Source organism: Ruegeria sp. N4 (assembly GCF_056531425.1).
Genome location: NZ_JBQFLT010000016.1, coordinates 35,633 through 51,712, shown reverse-complemented (window position 1 = coordinate 51,712; position 16,080 = coordinate 35,633). Strand labels below are relative to the sequence as shown.

The following is a 16,080-nucleotide window of genomic DNA, read 5'->3' as shown; positions in this document are numbered from 1 at the left end:
CAATCATTCTGGGTCGGTAGCCCTGAAACGGCCTGCGCATTGGGCCAAGAGGGCTAGTGTTCACCCAGATACCCCGATGCGTTCCATCCCTGTTTTGAGGGTGCTCCGCAGCTGATGGTTATTCGCATAGTGACTGACAACTATTGCGCTGATGATAAAGTAGGGCGCATGCATGCCTTCGAAATTCTCTGGATCGTTCTGTTTCGCTTCAAGCCAATTGCCAGAACTTGGGCCATCTGCCTGATACTTGTGAATCTGGCCTCTCTGCTTTTTCTCGATTCCTATTATGCTTGGTTCAACCTTGTCGCGGTCGGGGTCGGTATTTCGCTGATGATCGTGATTTACTTCAGATTGGGTTTTGTCAGGCTGCTTGGCGCAGGCCACTTTCTATGGGTCCCAATGATCGCCTATTTCGTTTCTAATTTGCCGGACAAAGACACGGACCCTGCGCTTTTTTGGTGGGTTTGTGTTCTTGCAAGCTTCAATAGTGTTTCATTGCTCATTGACGCAATTGATGTTGCACGGTTTTTGAAAGGCGAACGCAATCCGCATTACGTATGGCAATAGAGTAAGCCAATGACTGAAGTCAGATCATCAAAGAACCAAACACAGATGCCGCACAAAGATACTCAGAATTGGCTGCCGCCCTATTCTCAATCATTGGGGCTAGAGCTGAAATCGGTTGAGCCAGAAAAAGTCATTGCCACTTTGCGTGTCAGACCGGACATGGGCAACCGGAACGGCGTCATGCACGGTGGGGCGATCATGGGGGCAGCGGACTCGATTGGCGGTGTTGCGGCGGCTCTGAACCTCGAAGAAGGGGCCAGCACCACGACATTGGAAAGCAAAACCAACTTTATTCGGCCAATTCAGATCGAAGACCAGATCACACTGACCTGCATTCCGTTGCACCGAGGTCGGAAGACGATGATATGGCAAACCACTGTCGCGCTGCCGGATGGCCGCCCGGCCGCCATTGTGACGCAGACGCAGTTGACGCTGACCTGGTCAGATTGATGGTGCTAAGTCGACTTTGACTGTGCCTTTTTCTTTCGACGTTTTGGCAAATCGCGGTCCATCTCGACAAACGCGACGTGAAAAAGATCCCGCAGCTCGTCCTTCTTCAGTCTGGGCGATCCCTGCTCCTCGTCCAAAACTATGACGCACTGGTGATCGTGATGATTCACGTCAGCGTTCTCGCTCGTGTGAGCCTTGCGAAGAACAGACAAGACATACGGTATCAAATTCTCTCCTCCCACTTATTTGCCCAAGCTTTGCCGCTGCGGGCCACATCCGAGCGCAACTGGTGAGGCAGGCTCTAGGATCCCCTTCCGTGAGTGCTTCCCGCAGCGACACCGCGGATGTAGGGGTTTCGTTTTGAGACGTAAGGGGGAAGGAATCGACGATTTGCATCAGTTTTTGACCGCGCAGTCAAAATAACCAGCGATAGTTGACGCTTACGTCAACTTGTTAAGGAAAGTGTCAACCAAAGCGACGTTACGTCGTTTTTTCGGCCGTCTCAGATTCAATGCTGTATGATGGTTTCAATTCTGACCATCCAACTGTCATCCGAAGCGATTGAGTCAAAAATCGACGGCGTTTTCACTGAGAAGAACTGGTGCCGCTGAAGGGACTCGAACCCCCGACCCCATCATTACGAATGACGTGCTCTACCAGCTGAGCTACAGCGGCACCTTGGGCCACCCGGACCCGGGTGTGAAGGCTCGTTTAAACCGTCGCTCTGGCGCCTGCAAGTCCAGATGCGCGGGAACCGGGCTTTGATCACGCCGCGCAGCAGTGACATCCTGATTTGTGAAATTTTTGTAACGGCACCAGTCACGAATTGATCCGCAACTCTTATTTCGATATTTCATGAAATATGATAGAAAGAATCACTGACCAATTGGCCATCCTGGGCCATCCGCAGCGTATCACCGTGTTTCGCATGTTAATGCGACGGTTTCCTGACCGCGTGCCTGCGGGCGAGCTTGCGGGGGAACTGGGCATCAAACCCAGCACCATGTCGAATTACCTGAACGCACTGCAACGGACGGGGCTGGTCACTCAGGAACGATCCGGAACTTCGCTGCGCTACTCGGTCGACATGAAGAATGTGCAGGGGATGCTGGATTTTCTGATTGTCGATTGCTGCCGGGGCCGCCCGGACATTTGCATGCCTTTCTCAAAAGGAAATGACACTATGACAGATCGCAAGTTCAACGTCCTGTTTCTGTGTGTTGGCAATTCTGCCCGCTCGATCTTTGCCGAATCCCTGCTGCGTCAACTCGGTGGGGATCGGTTCAATGTGCATTCCGCCGGAACCCAGCCCGCGTCCGAACTGAACCCGTTCGCCGTTCAGGTGTTGAAGGACAAAGGGCATGACACCTCGGTGCTGCGGTCAAAGCATATGTCCGAGTTCGCAACCGAGGGCGCACCGGAAATGGATTTCGTCTTTACCGTCTGCAATCAGGCCGCCAACGAAGAATGCCCGGCCTGGGAAGGTCAGCCCATTAGCGGCCATTGGGGCATGGAAGATCCGGTCAAAGCCACCGGAACCGATGCCGAGAAAAGTCTGGCGTTCCAAAGCGCCTATGGCGCGTTGAAACACCGGATCGAAGCCTTCACATCACTGCCGGTCGAAAGCCTTGACCGGATCGCGCTGCAATCTGCTGTCGATGACATCGGCAGAAACTCGGTCGGGGATTAATATGACCACATATGCTGTAAACGGCCTGGGCCGAATTGGAAAACTGGCGCTGAAACCGTTGCTGGAGAAAGACGCAAAGATCGCCTGGATCAATGACGCGGTCGGCGACCCCGAGATGCACGCGCATCTGCTGGAGTTCGACACCGTGCACGGCCGCTGGGATGCAACATTCGATCATGACGCCGACAGCGTCACCATCAACGGCACCCGTCTGCCCTTTATCGGTACCAAGGACCTGAGTGCCCTGCCATTGGACGGTGTCGATGTGGTGATAGACTGCACCGGCGTCTTCAAGACCGAGGCGAAGCTGGCCCCTTATTTCGACGCGGGCGTGAAGAAGGTTGTCGTCTCGGCCCCGGTCAAGGACGGACCAACCGCCAATATTGTCTTCGGGGTCAATGATGCGATCTACGACCCTGCCGCCCATCAGATCGTGACGGCGGCCTCGTGCACGACCAACTGCCTCGCCCCGGTGGTCAAGGTGATCCACGAGAATCTGGGCATCCGGCACGGCTCGATAACGACGATCCATGACGTGACCAACACGCAGACCATCGTGGACCGTCCTGCCAAGGACCTGCGGCGCGCGCGTTCGGCGCTGAACTCGCTGATCCCGACCACAACCGGGTCAGCCACGGCCATTACTCTGATCTATCCCGAGCTTCAGGGGCGCCTGAACGGCCACGCGGTGCGGGTGCCGCTGCTAAACGCCTCGCTGACCGATTGCGTGTTCGAGGTCGAGCGCGAGACCACGGTTGAAGAGGTCAACGCCCTGTTCAAAACCGCCGCCGAAGGCGAATTGAAGGGTATTCTGGGCTATGAAACCCGGCCTTTGGTCTCGACTGACTACACCAATGACGAACGCTCCTCGATCGTCGATGCGCCGTCGACCATGGTGGTGAACGGCACGCAGGTGAAAATCTACGCCTGGTATGACAACGAAATGGGCTATGCCCACCGTCTGGTGGATGTGGCGCTGATGGTCGGGGCCTCGCTGTGACCAACCGGCCCGAGGGACTGTCGGCCTATATCGCGGTCACGGCGGCCTATTGGGCCTTTATGCTGACCGACGGGGCCTTGCGGATGCTGGTGCTGCTGCACTTTCATACGTTGGGATTCTCGCCGGTGCAGTTGGCGTATCTGTTTGTTCTCTACGAAATCGCCGGGATGGTGACAAACCTGGCCGCGGGCTGGATTGCGGCGCGGTTCGGGTTGACCTCGACCCTTTATGCCGGGCTGGGGCTACAGGTCGCGGCGCTGCTGACAATGACCTTTCTGGACCCGCACTGGACCGTCGCCACATCGGTTGCCTTTGTCATGGTTGTGCAAGGGGCCAGCGGGGTGGCCAAGGATCTGGCGAAGATGTCCTCGAAATCAGCCGTCAAACTGCTGGCCCCAGCCGAGGGCGGCGGGCTGTTCCGCTGGGTTGCCGTGCTGACCGGGTCCAAGAACGCAGTCAAAGGTTTGGGCTTTCTGCTGGGTGCTGCGATGCTGGCAACGCTGGGCTTCATGACCGCCATCGTGGTCATGGCTGTTGTTCTGGCAGTGATCCTGTTCGCCGTCATCCGGTTCATGCCGCCGGGGCTGCCCAAAGGGCGCAAAGGCGCGAAATTCTCCGAGGTGTTCTCGAAATCCGCCAACGTGAACTGGCTGTCAACGGCCCGCGTCTTTCTGTTCGGCGCGCGGGATGTCTGGTTCGTGGTCGGCATCCCGATCTATTTCTACGCGGTCCTCTCCGACGGCACCGAGGATGGCAATCGCGCCGCGTTCTTCATGATCGGCACGTTCATGGCGATATGGGTCATCCTCTACGGCGCGGTACAGGCCAGCGCCCCCAGGATCCTGCGCGCCTCGGACCGCAGCGAGGGTGACCTGATCCGCGCCGCCCGCAGCTGGGCGGCAGGTTTGTTCTGCATTCCTGCGGCTCTGACACTGGCTGTTTTGCTGTCCTCGGGGCCCGAGACGTGGCTAACGATCACGTTGGTCATCGGCCTGCTGGTGTTCGGAGCGATCTTCGCCGTCAACTCATCCCTGCACTCCTACCTGATCCTTGCCTTCACCAAATCCGAGCGGGTCACGATGGATGTAGGCTTCTATTACATGGCCAACGCAACGGGCCGGTTGGTCGGCACCGTCCTGTCCGGCCTCACCTATCAGATCGGCGGGCTGTCCCTTGTGCTGGGCACGGCGGCGGTGATGGTTGCGCTGGCTGCGCTGACATCGGGCAAACTGACCGACCAAACGTCCGAGGCATATTCATGAGCATATTCGAACGTTACCTGACCATCTGGGTTGCCCTCGCCATGGTCGCGGGCGTGGTGATCGGGTTGGCCGCGCCCGGCCTCGTCGGGATGGTCGCCTCGGCTGAGGTCGCCAGCGTGAACCTTGTGGTCGCCATCCTGATCTGGGCCATGGTCTATCCGATGATGGTTGGCGTCGATTTCGGGGCGGTCGCGGGCGTGGCGCGCCAACCAAAGGGGCTGATCGTGACGCTGGTCGTCAACTGGCTGATCAAACCGTTCACCATGGCGCTGCTGGCCGTACTGTTCTTCGACTATGTCTTCGCCCCGTGGATCAAACCCGAGGATGCGGCCCAATACACCGCCGGCCTGATCCTGCTGGGCGCGGCCCCTTGCACGGCGATGGTCTTCGTCTGGTCCCAGCTGACCAAGGGGGATGCGACCTATACGCTGGTGCAGGTTTCGGTCAACGACCTGATCATGGTTGTGGCTTTCGCGCCCATCGTGGCGTTTCTGCTCGGCGTCACCGACATCTCGGTCCCGTGGCAGACCTTGGTGCTGGCCACTGTTCTCTACGTGGTTCTGCCCCTGATCGCCGGGCTGATCACGCGGCGCAAGCTGGGCTCGCATCAAGCCATCGATGCCTTCTCGGCCCGGGTCAAGCCATGGTCCATCATGGGCCTGATCGCAACGGTTGTGATCCTGTTCGGTCTGCAAGGCCAGACGATCCTGTCGAAACCGATGGTCATCGTCCTGATCGCCGTCCCGATCCTTATCCAAAGCTACGGCATCTTTGCCCTGGCCTACGGAGCCGCCTACGCCCTGAAAGTCCCCCACCGCATCGCCGCCCCCTGCGCGATGATCGGGACATCGAACTTTTTCGAACTGGCCGTGGCCGTCGCCGTCAGCCTGTTCGGCCTGAACTCAGGCGCGGCGCTGGCAACGGTCGTGGGCGTTCTGGTCGAGGTTCCGGTCATGCTGTCACTGGTCGCCTTTGCCAACCGCACCCGCGCGCGGTTCCCAGAGCCAGTAACACCCTAAACTGGCGACCCCGGCAGGATTCGAACCTGCAACCTGCCCCTTAGGAGGGGGCTGCTCTATCCAGTTGAGCCACGGGGCCGCGCAAGGGTCTCTGTACCTGTGTTTTTTCGGCTTGTCATGGGGTTTACGGCGGGTTTACGGCGGGTTCGTAGAACAGTTGTAAACTGCGCCCTGTTCACGCTACCATCGGGCAAAACAACAACGCAGGTGCCCTCTCGTGAATACTGAAACAAAACGCCCGCTTACCCTTCGCGATGTATCCGAGGCTTCGGGGGTCTCCGAGATGACCGTCAGCCGGGTCCTGCGCAACCGGGGCGACGTGTCAGACGCCACCCGCACCCGCGTTCTGGCTGCAGCCAAAGAACTGGGCTATGTCCCCAACAAGATCGCCGGTGCGCTGGCGTCCAGCCGGGTCAATCTGGTCGCGGTGATCATCCCGTCGCTGTCGAACATGGTTTTCCCCGAGGTTCTGACCGGCATCAATCAGGTGCTGGAAGACACCGAGTTGCAGCCGGTGGTGGGCGTCACCGATTATTTGCCTGAAAAGGAAGAGAAGGTGCTGTACGAGATGCTCTCGTGGCGGCCCTCGGGCGTGATCATTGCGGGGCTGGAACATACCGAGGCTGCGCGGGCCATGCTGGATTCGGCGGGCATTCCGGTGGTCGAGATCATGGATACCGACGGCAAGCCGGTGGACGCAATGGTGGGCATTTCCCACCGTCGCGCGGGTCGTGAGATGGCGCAGGCGATCCTGAAAGCGGGCTATGAACATATCGGGTTCATGGGCACCAAGATGCCTTTGGATCACCGGGCACGGAAGCGGTTCGAAGGGTTTACCGAGGTGCTGGGCAAGCACGGGATCGAGATCGAGGATCGTGAGTTCTATTCCGGCGGCTCCGCTCTGGCCAAGGGCCGTGAGATGACGCAGACCATGCTGGAACGCTCACCCGAGTTAGATTTTCTGTATTATTCCAACGACATGATCGGTGCGGGCGGGCTGTTGTATCTGCTGGAGCAGGGCATCGACATTCCCGGACAAATCGGTCTGGCCGGGTTCAACAACGTGGAATTGCTGCAGGGCCTGCCGCGGAAATTGGCGACGATGGATGCCTGCCGGTTGGAGATTGGTCGCCAGGCGGCCGAGATCATTGCCGAACGGCTTAAAGATCCGAATTCCGAGATCGAAACCCGTGTGACCCTGACCCCCAAGATCAGCTATGGCGATACGCTGAAGCGGCGGTGACCCAATGGCGCTGCGACGGTTGGACAACCGGACGGCGCGGGCGCTGTTTATGGATCGCCACGCGCTGGCCGAGCCACCTGCGGGCGGTGCAAAAGGCGCGGAGTTGTTGGATCTGATCCAGCGGCTAGGTTTTGTGCAACTGGACAGCATCAACACCGTCGCCCGCGCCCATGACATGATCCTGTTCTCGCGCAGGCCCAGCTATCGCAGCGGCAACCTCAAACGCCTGTACGAGCGGGATCGGGCCTTGTTCGAACACTGGACCCATGATGCCGCCGTCATTCCGATGGACTACTACCCCCATTGGCATCTGCGGTTTCAGCGCGATGCAGCGTTGCTTAAGTCGCGCTGGAAGAACTGGCGTCGGGACGGGTTCGAGCAGCAGTTCCAGACCGTTTTGGATCATATCCGCGACCATGGGCCGGTGTCATCCTCGGATGTCGGGAAGGACGAAAAGAAGGGTTCTGGCGGCTGGTGGGATTGGCACCCGTCCAAGACCGCGCTTGAGTTTCTGTGGCGGTCGGGGGCTTTGACCGTTGTGGGGCGCGACGGGTTTCAGAAACGCTATGACCTGACCGAGCGGGTGATTGAAACACATCTGTGCCCCGGGCAGCGACCTTGTGACGAAGGGGCGACGGTCGATTGGCTGTGCAACGCGGCATTGGACCGGCTTGGCTTTGCAACCTCGGGCGAGTTGGCCGCATTCTGGGACACGGTCAGCCCGGCAGAGGCGAAGAATTGGTGCGCCAGGGGGCTGAAATCAGGTGCTCTGGAAGAGATTGAGATCACCTGTGTGGACGGGCGCGCGCGCAAGCTGTTCGCGCGACCCGACCTGATCGACGCTTCGTATGACCTGCCCCAACCGTCCGGGCGTATCCGGGTGCTCAGCCCGTTTGACCCGATGCTGCGGGACCGAAACCGGGCCGAGCGGTTGTTTGGCTTCTACTATCGGATCGAGGTTTTTGTGCCCGAGGCGAAACGGACCTATGGCTACTACGTGTTCCCCCTGCTTGAGGGCGACAAGCTGATCGGGCGGATCGACATGAAAGCCCATCGGGATGCGGGCGTTTTGCGGGTCAAAGCCTTGTGGCCCGAGCGCAAGGTCCGGTGGTCGGACGCCCGCACCCGTCGATTGGACGCGGAACTGGATCGGGTCCGCCGCTTTGCCGGTCTGGACAGGGTCGCGTTTGCGCAGGATTGGCTGAAAGACCCCAAATAGGGTCTATTCTGCGTCTGTCAGTGTCAGGCGAATGGGCTCTAACCCGTCAATCCCGCCTTCGATCTTGTCCCCTGCAACCACTGGCCCGACACCGGCAGGTGTACCGGTCAGGATCAGATCGCCGGGGCGCAGGTGATAGAAACCGGACAGGTGGCAGATGATCTCATCGATTTTCCAGATCAGCTCTTGCAGGGTCGCGTCCTGACGGACTTCGGAATTGACGCTCAGGTGGATGCGCTTGTCATCGTCGGGCGACCAACCGGCGGCCGGGGTCAGCGGCGCAAAAACCGCGCCGTTTTCGACGTCCTTGCCCAGATCCCAAGGTCGTTGCTTGTTGCGTTCGCGGATTTGCAGGTCACGACGGGTCATATCCAGCGCGCAGCCATAGGCGTAGACCGCCTCCCATGCCTGCGCACGGGTGGCCTTGAACACCGGTTTGCCAATGGCAACCGCAAGCTCCATCTCGTGGTGGTAATTCCCTGTGCCGGGCGGATAGGGCACTGTCGCATCCGTCAAAACGGCATTGGCGGCGGATTTGGTGAAGTAAAAAGGCGCCTCGCGATCAACCTCATGCCCCATTTCGGCGGCATGAGCGGCATAGTTTCGACCGACGCAAAAGATGCGACCGACGGGATAAAAGGCCCTTTCCCCGACAACAGGAAGGCCGAGCGTGTCCGGAACCGCAAACAAATAGTGTTGCATGATGACCCCTAATTGCGTGTTCAGACGCATCTTAGTTAAGACCGCGCCATCGGCAACCGGCGGAAACACGCCTGTTTTTACCAACGCCTTTAGATTGTTTCGGCATGGAACTGCTCAATTCCGGCACACAACCACAGATATGTTCCCTGAATCTGATCAACCCGGTTTGATCAAGTCCAGAGCGTCTGTGCTTTTTGACCCCCGGCGCAGATCGTTCAAAGGCATGTGTTGCAGGACCACATGCCTGAATTGAAGAATATAGCTTGGAAACCGCGGCTTTCGCACTAGAACACGTGGTATCGAAGCAAAAAAGACATTTGCCGCACGGCACCTGTCGTCGAGACAGGGAAAGACACACATCCGGTCCTATAGAAGACCGGAACAATAGCACGACCAAACTGACTCGAAGAAACCTCTTGCGGACAACCCCACAAGTCTGCAATTGGACGCGACTGTTTCGGAAGGAGCAAGGGCCAAAGGTCTACCCCCTAGACCCCAAACCCCGGTACTGAGCCATTTTCGGTTCTGCACTTTCTGAAACACGGGCCAGGCACAATTCCAGTCCGGGTCTGGCCACCCCGCCGGAGATTTCCCCCTACCATCTCCGGCGGGGTTTTAATGCAAATCGCGAATTTGCCCCTTAGCTTTCCAGATCTTTCAGCTCGTTCAACAGATCCAGCAGCATTTCATGCTTGTCCGGGCCAAGCTGGGTGCGGATGCGCTCGGCCTGTTCGACGCTGACGGCCAGATTGGCATGGATCACCTGAATACCGTCGGCGCTGATCTCGACGATCTGGCGACGTCGGTCCTGAGGGTGGCTGCGCCGGACAATCAGCTTCTTCTGTTCCAGCTTTTGCAGAATCCGTGTGAGGCTGGGCAACAGAAGACAGGCGCGTTCGGCAATATGGGTGGGTTCTTGCGGGCCTTCTTCGTTCAGCACCCGCAGGACCCGCCATTGCTGTTCGGTGACACCAGCGTCCACCAGCAATTTCCGAATGGGTCCCATAACCTTTTCCCGCGCCCGCAACAAAGCAATGGGCAAAGATCGCGACGTTAGGGGAAGTTCGTCGGTCATACTGAATCCTCACCTAAATCCAGAAATTGCGCAAGTTTTTGCAGTTGAAATTCGTGATACCAATCGATCTGGCTTTGTTTTGTTTAATGGGATGAGGCGGCTAATTCGCGGGGAAAAGAAGTAGAACTTGACCCCGGCCAATTGGCGGAATTCACTGACACCGCAAGAGCCTGAAACAGGAGTGTTCCCAATGCCCGCCCCACATAACCCGTTCAAACAGGCTCTGACACAGGGCAAACGGCAGATCGGCTGCTGGATGAGCTTTGCCGAACCAATCACCGCCGAGATCATGGGAACCGCGGGTTTCGATTGGCTGGTCATCGATGGAGAACACGCGCCAAATGACATCCGCTCGATCCGGGATCAGTTGGTGGCTTTGGCGAACAGCCCCTCGCATCCGGTGGTGCGTGTGCCCGTGGGGGAAACCTGGCTGATCAAGATGGTGCTGGATGCAGGCGCGCAGACTATTCTTGTGCCCATCGTGGAAAGCGCTGAACAGGCCCGCGCGCTTGTCCGCGCCTGCACCTATCCGCCCGAAGGGGTGCGCGGTGTCGGGGCAACCTCGGCGCGGGCGACGATGTATGGGTCCGTCAAAGACTATATCCAAACCGCCGATCAGGAAATCTGCCTGCTGGTGCAGGTGGAAAACCGCGCCGGGATCGCGGCGCTGGACGAGATTTTGCAGGTCGAGGGTATCGACGGGGTGTTCATCGGCCCCGCCGATCTGTCCACGGATATGGGCCACCAAGGCAACAGCGCCGCGCCCGAGGTTCGCGCGGTGATCGCAGACGCAATGAAACGGATCAGGGCTGCCGGCAAGGCTCCGGGCATTCTGGGCACGAATGACGAGGCGACCTCGGCCTATCTTGAGATGGATCCGGCGTTTCTGGCCGTGGGCATTGACGTGATGCTGTTGGCGCAATCCGCCCGTGCACTGGCGGCACAGTGGAAGCCGGAATAACCGCTTAGCCGCGCATGACCGCTGCGGCCTGCGCATATCCACCTGATGCACCATCGACAAAATGCACATGGTCGTCGCGGGTGGCTGCAGGGACAAAGCAGGTCATCATCGCCTCATCCTGCGCGTGCAGGCCGTATCTGATCTTGCCGCGCCCGCGCGCCTCTTCCAGCATGTGTTCGATCTGGGCCAACGTCGCCGGGTCGCAATCCAGCGTCATTTTCAGCCCGTCATCGAATTTGCGGAAATCGGCGTTGCGGCTGACCATATGCCTGTAATGCCCGGGTTCGAACTGGCCCATGCGTTTGCCGGTCCAGAACAGCATCGCGATCAGCAGGTTCTGCCCCAGCAGCATCAGCTTTTGCACCAACAGGTTCCGCCCGGCGCGGGACACATGAGCATCCAAGCCCACATCCGGGGGCGGCCAGGTCATGGGCGGGCCGGTCTCGGGCACCGGATGGCCTGCACGGTCCAACCCGTCCGAGGCGCGCAGAACCGATTGAGCCAGATCGGCAAAGTCGCTTTCGGTGGCGCTTGCCGTCGGCTGCACCACGACCGACACGATACGCCCATGTTGCGCCGGACTGTTGGACCAGCGGCAGGACAGGCCGGTCAGATCCGGTTGGCTGCCCGGCTCGGCCATCGGCACTTCATGCACACCTGCTTTCATCTGCGCCTCGGCCCAGGCCAGACCGCCGCCCGTGAACATGGCATAGTCCACCCCGTTCGAGGGCGCATAGCGTGCCACGCGCAAATCCTTGCCCGCCTTGCGCAACTCGGCCACCGGCACCAAGGCGGCGCGCAAGGGCATCGAGAATTCCTCCTGCGCCCAGCGCCGCAGGTCAGACAGTGTAGTGCGCGCGGTGTCCGCTGCGCTGGGTGGCACCGCAAACCCGGCCCCGTCGCCGCCAAAGACATAAGGAAACAGCTTGCCGTCCATGGCGTTGATCATGCCCGAGATTACCGCCGCGCCGACCATGTTGACCGTCTTGTAGCGCCCGCGCGCGATCTCTCCGGTCGAATCGACAATATCGGCGACGCCCAGAATCCAGTCATCGGGAACAGGTGAAAAAGTCGACGGGTCTGCCAGCCGGTTAAAATCCCGCAGCAGCGGAAGGTTTTCATAAAACGCAGAATGGAGGTCTTTCATTGTCCCCCTCAAATTGGCTTGACCCAAGAGCTAGCTCAAACGTGATCGAAGTCCGCCCTCTGCAACATTCTACACGCGCTTGTGCGTTTTGCCATGACGTGCCAAGGATTGGTGCCAAGATGTGAAGGGGACGTTACATGAAGTCAGGGCTGGTTGTACTGTGTCTGGCTTACGTCCTCAGCCAGTTCTTTCGTGCGTTTCTGGCCGTGCTCAGCCTGGATCTTGAGAAGGATATCGGTGCCACGCCCGAGGATCTGGCCTTTGCCTCGGGCCTTTGGTTTCTGGTCTTTGCCGCCATGCAATTGCCCGTAGGCTGGGCGCTGGATCGGGTTGGGCCGCGCCTGACCGCCGCCGCGCTGCTGCTGGTGGGCGGTGCTGGCGGGGCGGCTGTGTTTGCCGCCGCATCCTCGGCCTTTCATATCAGCGTTGCGATGGCGCTGATCGGGGTCGGATGCTCTCCGGTTCTGATGGCGTCTTACTTCATCTTTGCGCGCGAATACCCGCCTGCCCGGTTTGCAACCCTTGCGGCTGTAATGCTGGGTGTGGGGTCGGTGGGCAATCTGGTCGCTTCTTACCCCACCGCGCTGGCGGTTGAGTTGATGGGCTGGCGCGCCACCCTGCTGGGGCTGGCGGTGATCTCTGCCGTGATCGCCCTTGGCATATGGGTCAGCGTTAGCGACCCGGCCAAGGTCGAGACCGAGCATAGGGGATCAGTTCTGGACCTGTTGAAGGAACCCGCCTTGTGGCTGATCCTGCCGCTGATGCTGGTGGCCTATGCGCCCTCTGCCGCGCTGCGGGGATTGTGGGCCGGGCCGTATCTGAATGACGTCTTCGGGCTCAGCACCACTCAGATCGGGACCGCAACTCTGATCATGGGATCGGCGATGATCGCCGGGACCTTTGCCTATGGGCCGCTGGATCGCATACTGGGCACGCGGAAATGGGTGATCTTCGGCGGTAATGCGCTGGGGGCAGCGGCGTTGGGCCTGCTGTGTCTGTGGATCGACAGCGCGATATGGGTCTCGGTCCTGCTGCTGGCGGTCATTGGGTTTCTGGGGGCCAGCTTTCCGGTGATCATGGCCCATGGCCGGGCCTTTGTGCCGCCACATCTGGTCGGGCGCGGGGTTACCTTGCTGAACCTCTTTGGCATCGGCGGGGTTGGGATCGCGCAATTCGTGACCGGTCGCATCCATGCGGCCAATACCGCCGCCGGAGCCACCGCGCCTTATCTGGCCATCTTCGGCTTTTTCGCCGTGACCCTTGCCATTGGCTGCGTGATCTATCTATTCAGCCGGGACAACGTGGATTGATTTAGAACCGGAGGGACGGCCCGTGCAGGATATCGAGGTGATCGCACCCAACCTGAAACACAGCCTGTCCGGGGTCACCACCACGGTCATCCGCCTGCTGCCGATCCAGAAGACGATGATCGGGATCGCCGCCACCGGCCCCGGCCTGCCGGATGACCTGCCGCATATCCGCCTGATCAAGGTTCCGTTCCTGTCCAACCGCACCCGCCGGGTCTGGCACGCGCGGCGCAATACGGAAATGCTGATGGGCCTGTTTCTGCGCAAGGTCCTGCGGCGCAATCTGAAACTTCTGTTCACCTCTGCGGCGCAACGGGATCATTCCGGGTTTACCAAGAAGCTGATCTCGCAAATGGATGCCTTGATCGCGACAACGCCGCAGGCAGCCTCGTTCCTGCAGCACCCTTCGACGGTGATCATGCATGGCGTGAACACCGAACTGTTCCACCCGGCGACCGACAAACAAGCCCTGCGCGACAAGCTGGGCCTGCCCAGCGGTACGCTGATCGGCTGTTTCGGACGCATCAGGCCACAAAAAGGCGTCGATCTGCTGGTCGACGCCGCGCTCAGCGTTCTGCCCAACCATCCCAACGCCCACATCATCTTCACCGGTCGCGCCACCAGCGAATTCGAAGCCTTTCAGGCCGAGCAGGAAGCCAAGCTGCAAGCCGTTGGCTTGTGCGACCGTGTCCATTTTCTTGGCGAACGCCCGTGGGAGGAAATAGTCGAGACCTATCGTGCCCTCGATCTGTTCGTCGCCCCCGCCCGCCACGAAGGGTTTGGTCTGACCCCGCTTGAGGCGATGGCCTCGGGCGTGCCCGCCATCGCCTGCCATGGTGTGGGCGCGTTCAGTGCCCAGATCAAGGACACTGAGACCGGACGGCTGGTTGAAAAAGACAACGCCCCGGCATTGGCCGAGGCGCTGGATCAGATGCTGTCCGACCCGGCCCAACTGGCCACCGCCGGACAGGCCGCACGCGCCCATGTGGAACAGAATTTTCGAATCGAAGGCGAGGCCGAAGCCATCGTAAAGGTCTACCGCTCTCTGCTGGATGCGGAATAAGCGCAGCGAACCGCCTCAAATCCGCGTCAATCGGTGAAATACCCTGCGAAAGCCCTTTTTTCTTCGCTGCAACGCGGCTATGAACGCGCGTCCTTAACTTTGGAGACATGAAATGGGCTATCGCGTCGTCGTCGTCGGCGCCACGGGTAACGTGGGCCGCGAAATGCTGAACATCCTGGCGGAACGCCAGTTCCCCGTGGACGAACTTGCCGCTCTGGCAAGCCGCCGTTCGCTGGGCACTGAGGTGACTTTTGGCGACAAGACACTCACGACCAAAGACCTGGACACCTTTGATTTCACCGGCTGGGACATCGCCCTGTTTGCCGTAGGCTCTGCCCCGACCAAGGATTATGCGCCCAAAGCCGCTGCGGCGGGCTGCGTGGTGATCGACAACTCGTCGCTCTATCGCTACGACCCGGACATTCCGCTGATCGTGCCGGAATGTAACCCGCAGGCGATCCACGACTACAAGAACAAGAACATCATCGCGAACCCCAACTGCTCGACCGCGCAGATGGTTGTCGCGCTGAAGCCGCTGCATGACCGCGCCAAGATCAAGCGCGTTGTCGTCTCGACCTATCAGTCGGTATCCGGTGCGGGCAAAGAGGGTATGGACGAGCTGTGGGACCAGACCAAAGCCGTCTACAACCCGATCAACGAGGTTGAGCCGAAGAAGTTCCAGAAGCAGATCGCCTTCAACGTCATCCCGCAGATCGACGTCTTCATGGAAGACGGCTCGACCAAGGAAGAGTGGAAGATGGTTGTCGAGACCAAAAAGATCGTCGATCCGTCGATCAAGGTCACAGCCACCTGCGTCCGCGTGCCTGTGTTCGTTGGCCACTCTGAAGCCGTGAACATCGAATTCGAGGAATTCCTAGACGAAGACGAAGCCCGCGACATCCTGCGCGAAGCACCGGGCATCATGGTGATCGACAAGCGCGAGGCCGGCGGCTACGTCTCGCCCGCCGAATGCGTCGGCGATTTCGCCACCTTCATCAGCCGCATCCGTCAGGACTCGACCGTCGAGAACGGCATCAACCTGTGGTGCGTCTCGGACAACCTGCGCAAGGGTGCTGCGCTGAACGCGGTGCAGATCGCGGAACTGCTGGGCCGTGAGGTTCTGAAGAAGGGCTGAGCCCACTGAAGGATCAAGGACTTTGAAACAGACCCTGCCACTTCGGTGGCGGGGTTTTTTTGTGCGGTATGAGCGAATTCAGGCCTATGTAACCACTTCGCGACAAAACGCTATTGCCGGGCAGCAGAGAAAACCCAGTTTTCGGTGGTCACTTATTCCCCCTGCTTTCAGCAACTTGCATGCCCTGCCTTGTTTGATATTCAGCAAATCATCCAAATCGGTTTCTCAGCGCCCGCCGCG

15 protein-coding genes and 2 tRNA genes are annotated in these 16,080 nt (G+C 59.5%); 12 read left to right on the top strand and 5 right to left on the bottom strand.

The genetic code is table 11. The features are described from left to right. Positions 1-129 precede the first annotated feature (129 nt). Both ACR0LW_RS19600 and ACR0LW_RS19595 read left to right on the top strand, forming a co-directional pair. Positions 130-567, top strand: a complete 438-nt coding sequence (locus ACR0LW_RS19600; protein ID WP_480884030.1) for a hypothetical protein — start codon at positions 130-132, stop codon at positions 565-567. Positions 568-612: 45 nt separating this feature from the next. Continuing rightward, a complete protein-coding gene (locus tag ACR0LW_RS19595) occupies positions 613-1,017 on the top strand; it encodes a PaaI family thioesterase (RefSeq protein WP_480884028.1) in 405 nt (134 codons plus the stop codon). Between the two features lie 599 nt (positions 1,018-1,616). On the opposite strand, the gene ACR0LW_RS19590 is transcribed toward ACR0LW_RS19595, so the two are convergent. Continuing rightward, positions 1,617-1,692 (bottom strand) — tRNA-Thr (locus ACR0LW_RS19590). 187 nt (positions 1,693-1,879) lie between these two features. Here ACR0LW_RS19590 and ACR0LW_RS19585 point away from each other — a divergent pair. Genes ACR0LW_RS19585 through arsB form a run of 4 tightly spaced genes read left to right on the top strand, consistent with a single transcriptional unit; the run spans position 1,880 to position 5,988 of the window. Further along, entirely contained in the window at positions 1,880-2,707 is an 828-nt protein-coding gene (locus tag ACR0LW_RS19585; RefSeq protein WP_480884025.1) for an arsenate reductase/protein-tyrosine-phosphatase family protein, read from the top strand. Between the two features lies 1 nt (position 2,708). Then, a complete protein-coding gene (locus tag ACR0LW_RS19580) occupies positions 2,709-3,707 on the top strand; it encodes an ArsJ-associated glyceraldehyde-3-phosphate dehydrogenase (RefSeq protein ID WP_480884023.1) in 999 nt (332 codons plus the stop codon). After that, complete coding sequence (gene arsJ / locus ACR0LW_RS19575; RefSeq protein ID WP_480884021.1) at positions 3,704-4,969, top strand: organoarsenical effux MFS transporter ArsJ; 1,266 nt, start codon at positions 3,704-3,706, stop codon at positions 4,967-4,969. The genes ACR0LW_RS19580 and arsJ overlap by 4 nt, the downstream gene beginning before the upstream one ends. After that, a complete protein-coding gene (gene arsB, locus ACR0LW_RS19570; protein ID WP_480884019.1) occupies positions 4,966-5,988 on the top strand; it encodes an ACR3 family arsenite efflux transporter in 1,023 nt (340 codons plus the stop codon). The genes arsJ and arsB overlap by 4 nt, the downstream gene beginning before the upstream one ends. A gap of 2 nt (positions 5,989-5,990) precedes the next feature. Here arsB and ACR0LW_RS19565 read toward each other — a convergent pair. Continuing rightward, a tRNA-Arg gene (locus ACR0LW_RS19565) sits at positions 5,991-6,067 on the bottom strand. A gap of 138 nt (positions 6,068-6,205) precedes the next feature. Between ACR0LW_RS19565 and ACR0LW_RS19560 the strand changes: the two genes are divergently transcribed. Both ACR0LW_RS19560 and ACR0LW_RS19555 read left to right on the top strand, forming a co-directional pair. Further along, a complete protein-coding gene (locus ACR0LW_RS19560) occupies positions 6,206-7,231 on the top strand; it encodes a LacI family DNA-binding transcriptional regulator (RefSeq protein WP_170521041.1) in 1,026 nt (341 codons plus the stop codon). A 4-nt stretch (positions 7,232-7,235) separates the two neighbouring features. Further along, complete coding sequence (locus ACR0LW_RS19555; protein WP_480884017.1) at positions 7,236-8,450, top strand: winged helix-turn-helix domain-containing protein; 1,215 nt, start codon at positions 7,236-7,238, stop codon at positions 8,448-8,450. A 3-nt stretch (positions 8,451-8,453) separates the two neighbouring features. Here the strand turns inward: ACR0LW_RS19555 and ACR0LW_RS19550 are convergent, their stop codons facing one another. Continuing rightward, entirely contained in the window at positions 8,454-9,152 is a 699-nt protein-coding gene (locus ACR0LW_RS19550) for a fumarylacetoacetate hydrolase family protein (protein WP_480884015.1), read from the bottom strand. Between the two features lie 640 nt (positions 9,153-9,792). Continuing rightward, complete coding sequence (gene hpaR, locus ACR0LW_RS19545) at positions 9,793-10,227, bottom strand: homoprotocatechuate degradation operon regulator HpaR (RefSeq protein WP_170453436.1); 435 nt, start codon at positions 10,225-10,227, stop codon at positions 9,793-9,795. A gap of 190 nt (positions 10,228-10,417) precedes the next feature. Here hpaR and ACR0LW_RS19540 point away from each other — a divergent pair, with 190 nt between their 5' ends. Continuing rightward, positions 10,418-11,188 carry an HpcH/HpaI aldolase family protein gene (locus ACR0LW_RS19540; RefSeq protein ID WP_170623416.1) on the top strand — a complete coding sequence of 257 codons (771 nt, stop codon included), beginning with the start codon at positions 10,418-10,420 and terminating at the stop codon, positions 11,186-11,188. A 4-nt stretch (positions 11,189-11,192) separates the two neighbouring features. Here ACR0LW_RS19540 and ACR0LW_RS19535 read toward each other — a convergent pair whose 3' ends face one another. Beyond that, complete coding sequence (locus ACR0LW_RS19535; RefSeq protein WP_170453434.1) at positions 11,193-12,335, bottom strand: DUF3095 domain-containing protein; 1,143 nt, start codon at positions 12,333-12,335, stop codon at positions 11,193-11,195. Between the two features lie 137 nt (positions 12,336-12,472). Here ACR0LW_RS19535 and ACR0LW_RS19530 point away from each other — a divergent pair, with 137 nt between their 5' ends. From ACR0LW_RS19530 to ACR0LW_RS19520, 3 genes are all read left to right on the top strand, one after another. Continuing rightward, a complete protein-coding gene (locus ACR0LW_RS19530) occupies positions 12,473-13,645 on the top strand; it encodes an MFS transporter (protein ID WP_480884012.1) in 1,173 nt (390 codons plus the stop codon). A gap of 22 nt (positions 13,646-13,667) precedes the next feature. Then, complete coding sequence (locus ACR0LW_RS19525) at positions 13,668-14,705, top strand: glycosyltransferase family 4 protein (protein ID WP_480884010.1); 1,038 nt, start codon at positions 13,668-13,670, stop codon at positions 14,703-14,705. 112 nt (positions 14,706-14,817) lie between these two features. Continuing rightward, positions 14,818-15,840 (top strand): aspartate-semialdehyde dehydrogenase, encoded by a 1,023-nt coding sequence (locus ACR0LW_RS19520; protein ID WP_170623424.1) that lies wholly within the window; start codon positions 14,818-14,820, stop codon positions 15,838-15,840. Positions 15,841-16,080 lie beyond the last annotated feature (240 nt).

Excerpts from the sequence above, each read along its gene's own strand:
- ACR0LW_RS19555 (WP_480884017.1), top strand. The coding sequence starts at position 7,236 with ATGGCGCTGCGACGGTTGGACAACCGGACGGCGCGGGCGCTGTTTATG.
- ACR0LW_RS19585 (WP_480884025.1), top strand. The coding sequence starts at position 1,880 with ATGATAGAAAGAATCACTGACCAATTGGCCATCCTGGGCCATCCGCAG.
- ACR0LW_RS19535 (WP_170453434.1), bottom strand. The coding sequence starts at position 12,335 with ATGAAAGACCTCCATTCTGCGTTTTATGAAAACCTTCCGCTGCTGCGG.
- ACR0LW_RS19595 (WP_480884028.1), top strand. The coding sequence starts at position 613 with ATGCCGCACAAAGATACTCAGAATTGGCTGCCGCCCTATTCTCAATCA.
- hpaR (WP_170453436.1), bottom strand. The coding sequence starts at position 10,227 with ATGACCGACGAACTTCCCCTAACGTCGCGATCTTTGCCCATTGCTTTG.
- ACR0LW_RS19520 (WP_170623424.1), top strand. The coding sequence starts at position 14,818 with ATGGGCTATCGCGTCGTCGTCGTCGGCGCCACGGGTAACGTGGGCCGC.
- arsB (WP_480884019.1), top strand. The coding sequence starts at position 4,966 with ATGAGCATATTCGAACGTTACCTGACCATCTGGGTTGCCCTCGCCATG.
- ACR0LW_RS19550 (WP_480884015.1), bottom strand. The coding sequence starts at position 9,152 with ATGCAACACTATTTGTTTGCGGTTCCGGACACGCTCGGCCTTCCTGTT.
- ACR0LW_RS19580 (WP_480884023.1), top strand. The coding sequence starts at position 2,709 with ATGACCACATATGCTGTAAACGGCCTGGGCCGAATTGGAAAACTGGCG.
- ACR0LW_RS19540 (WP_170623416.1), top strand. The coding sequence starts at position 10,418 with ATGCCCGCCCCACATAACCCGTTCAAACAGGCTCTGACACAGGGCAAA.
- ACR0LW_RS19530 (WP_480884012.1), top strand. The coding sequence starts at position 12,473 with ATGAAGTCAGGGCTGGTTGTACTGTGTCTGGCTTACGTCCTCAGCCAG.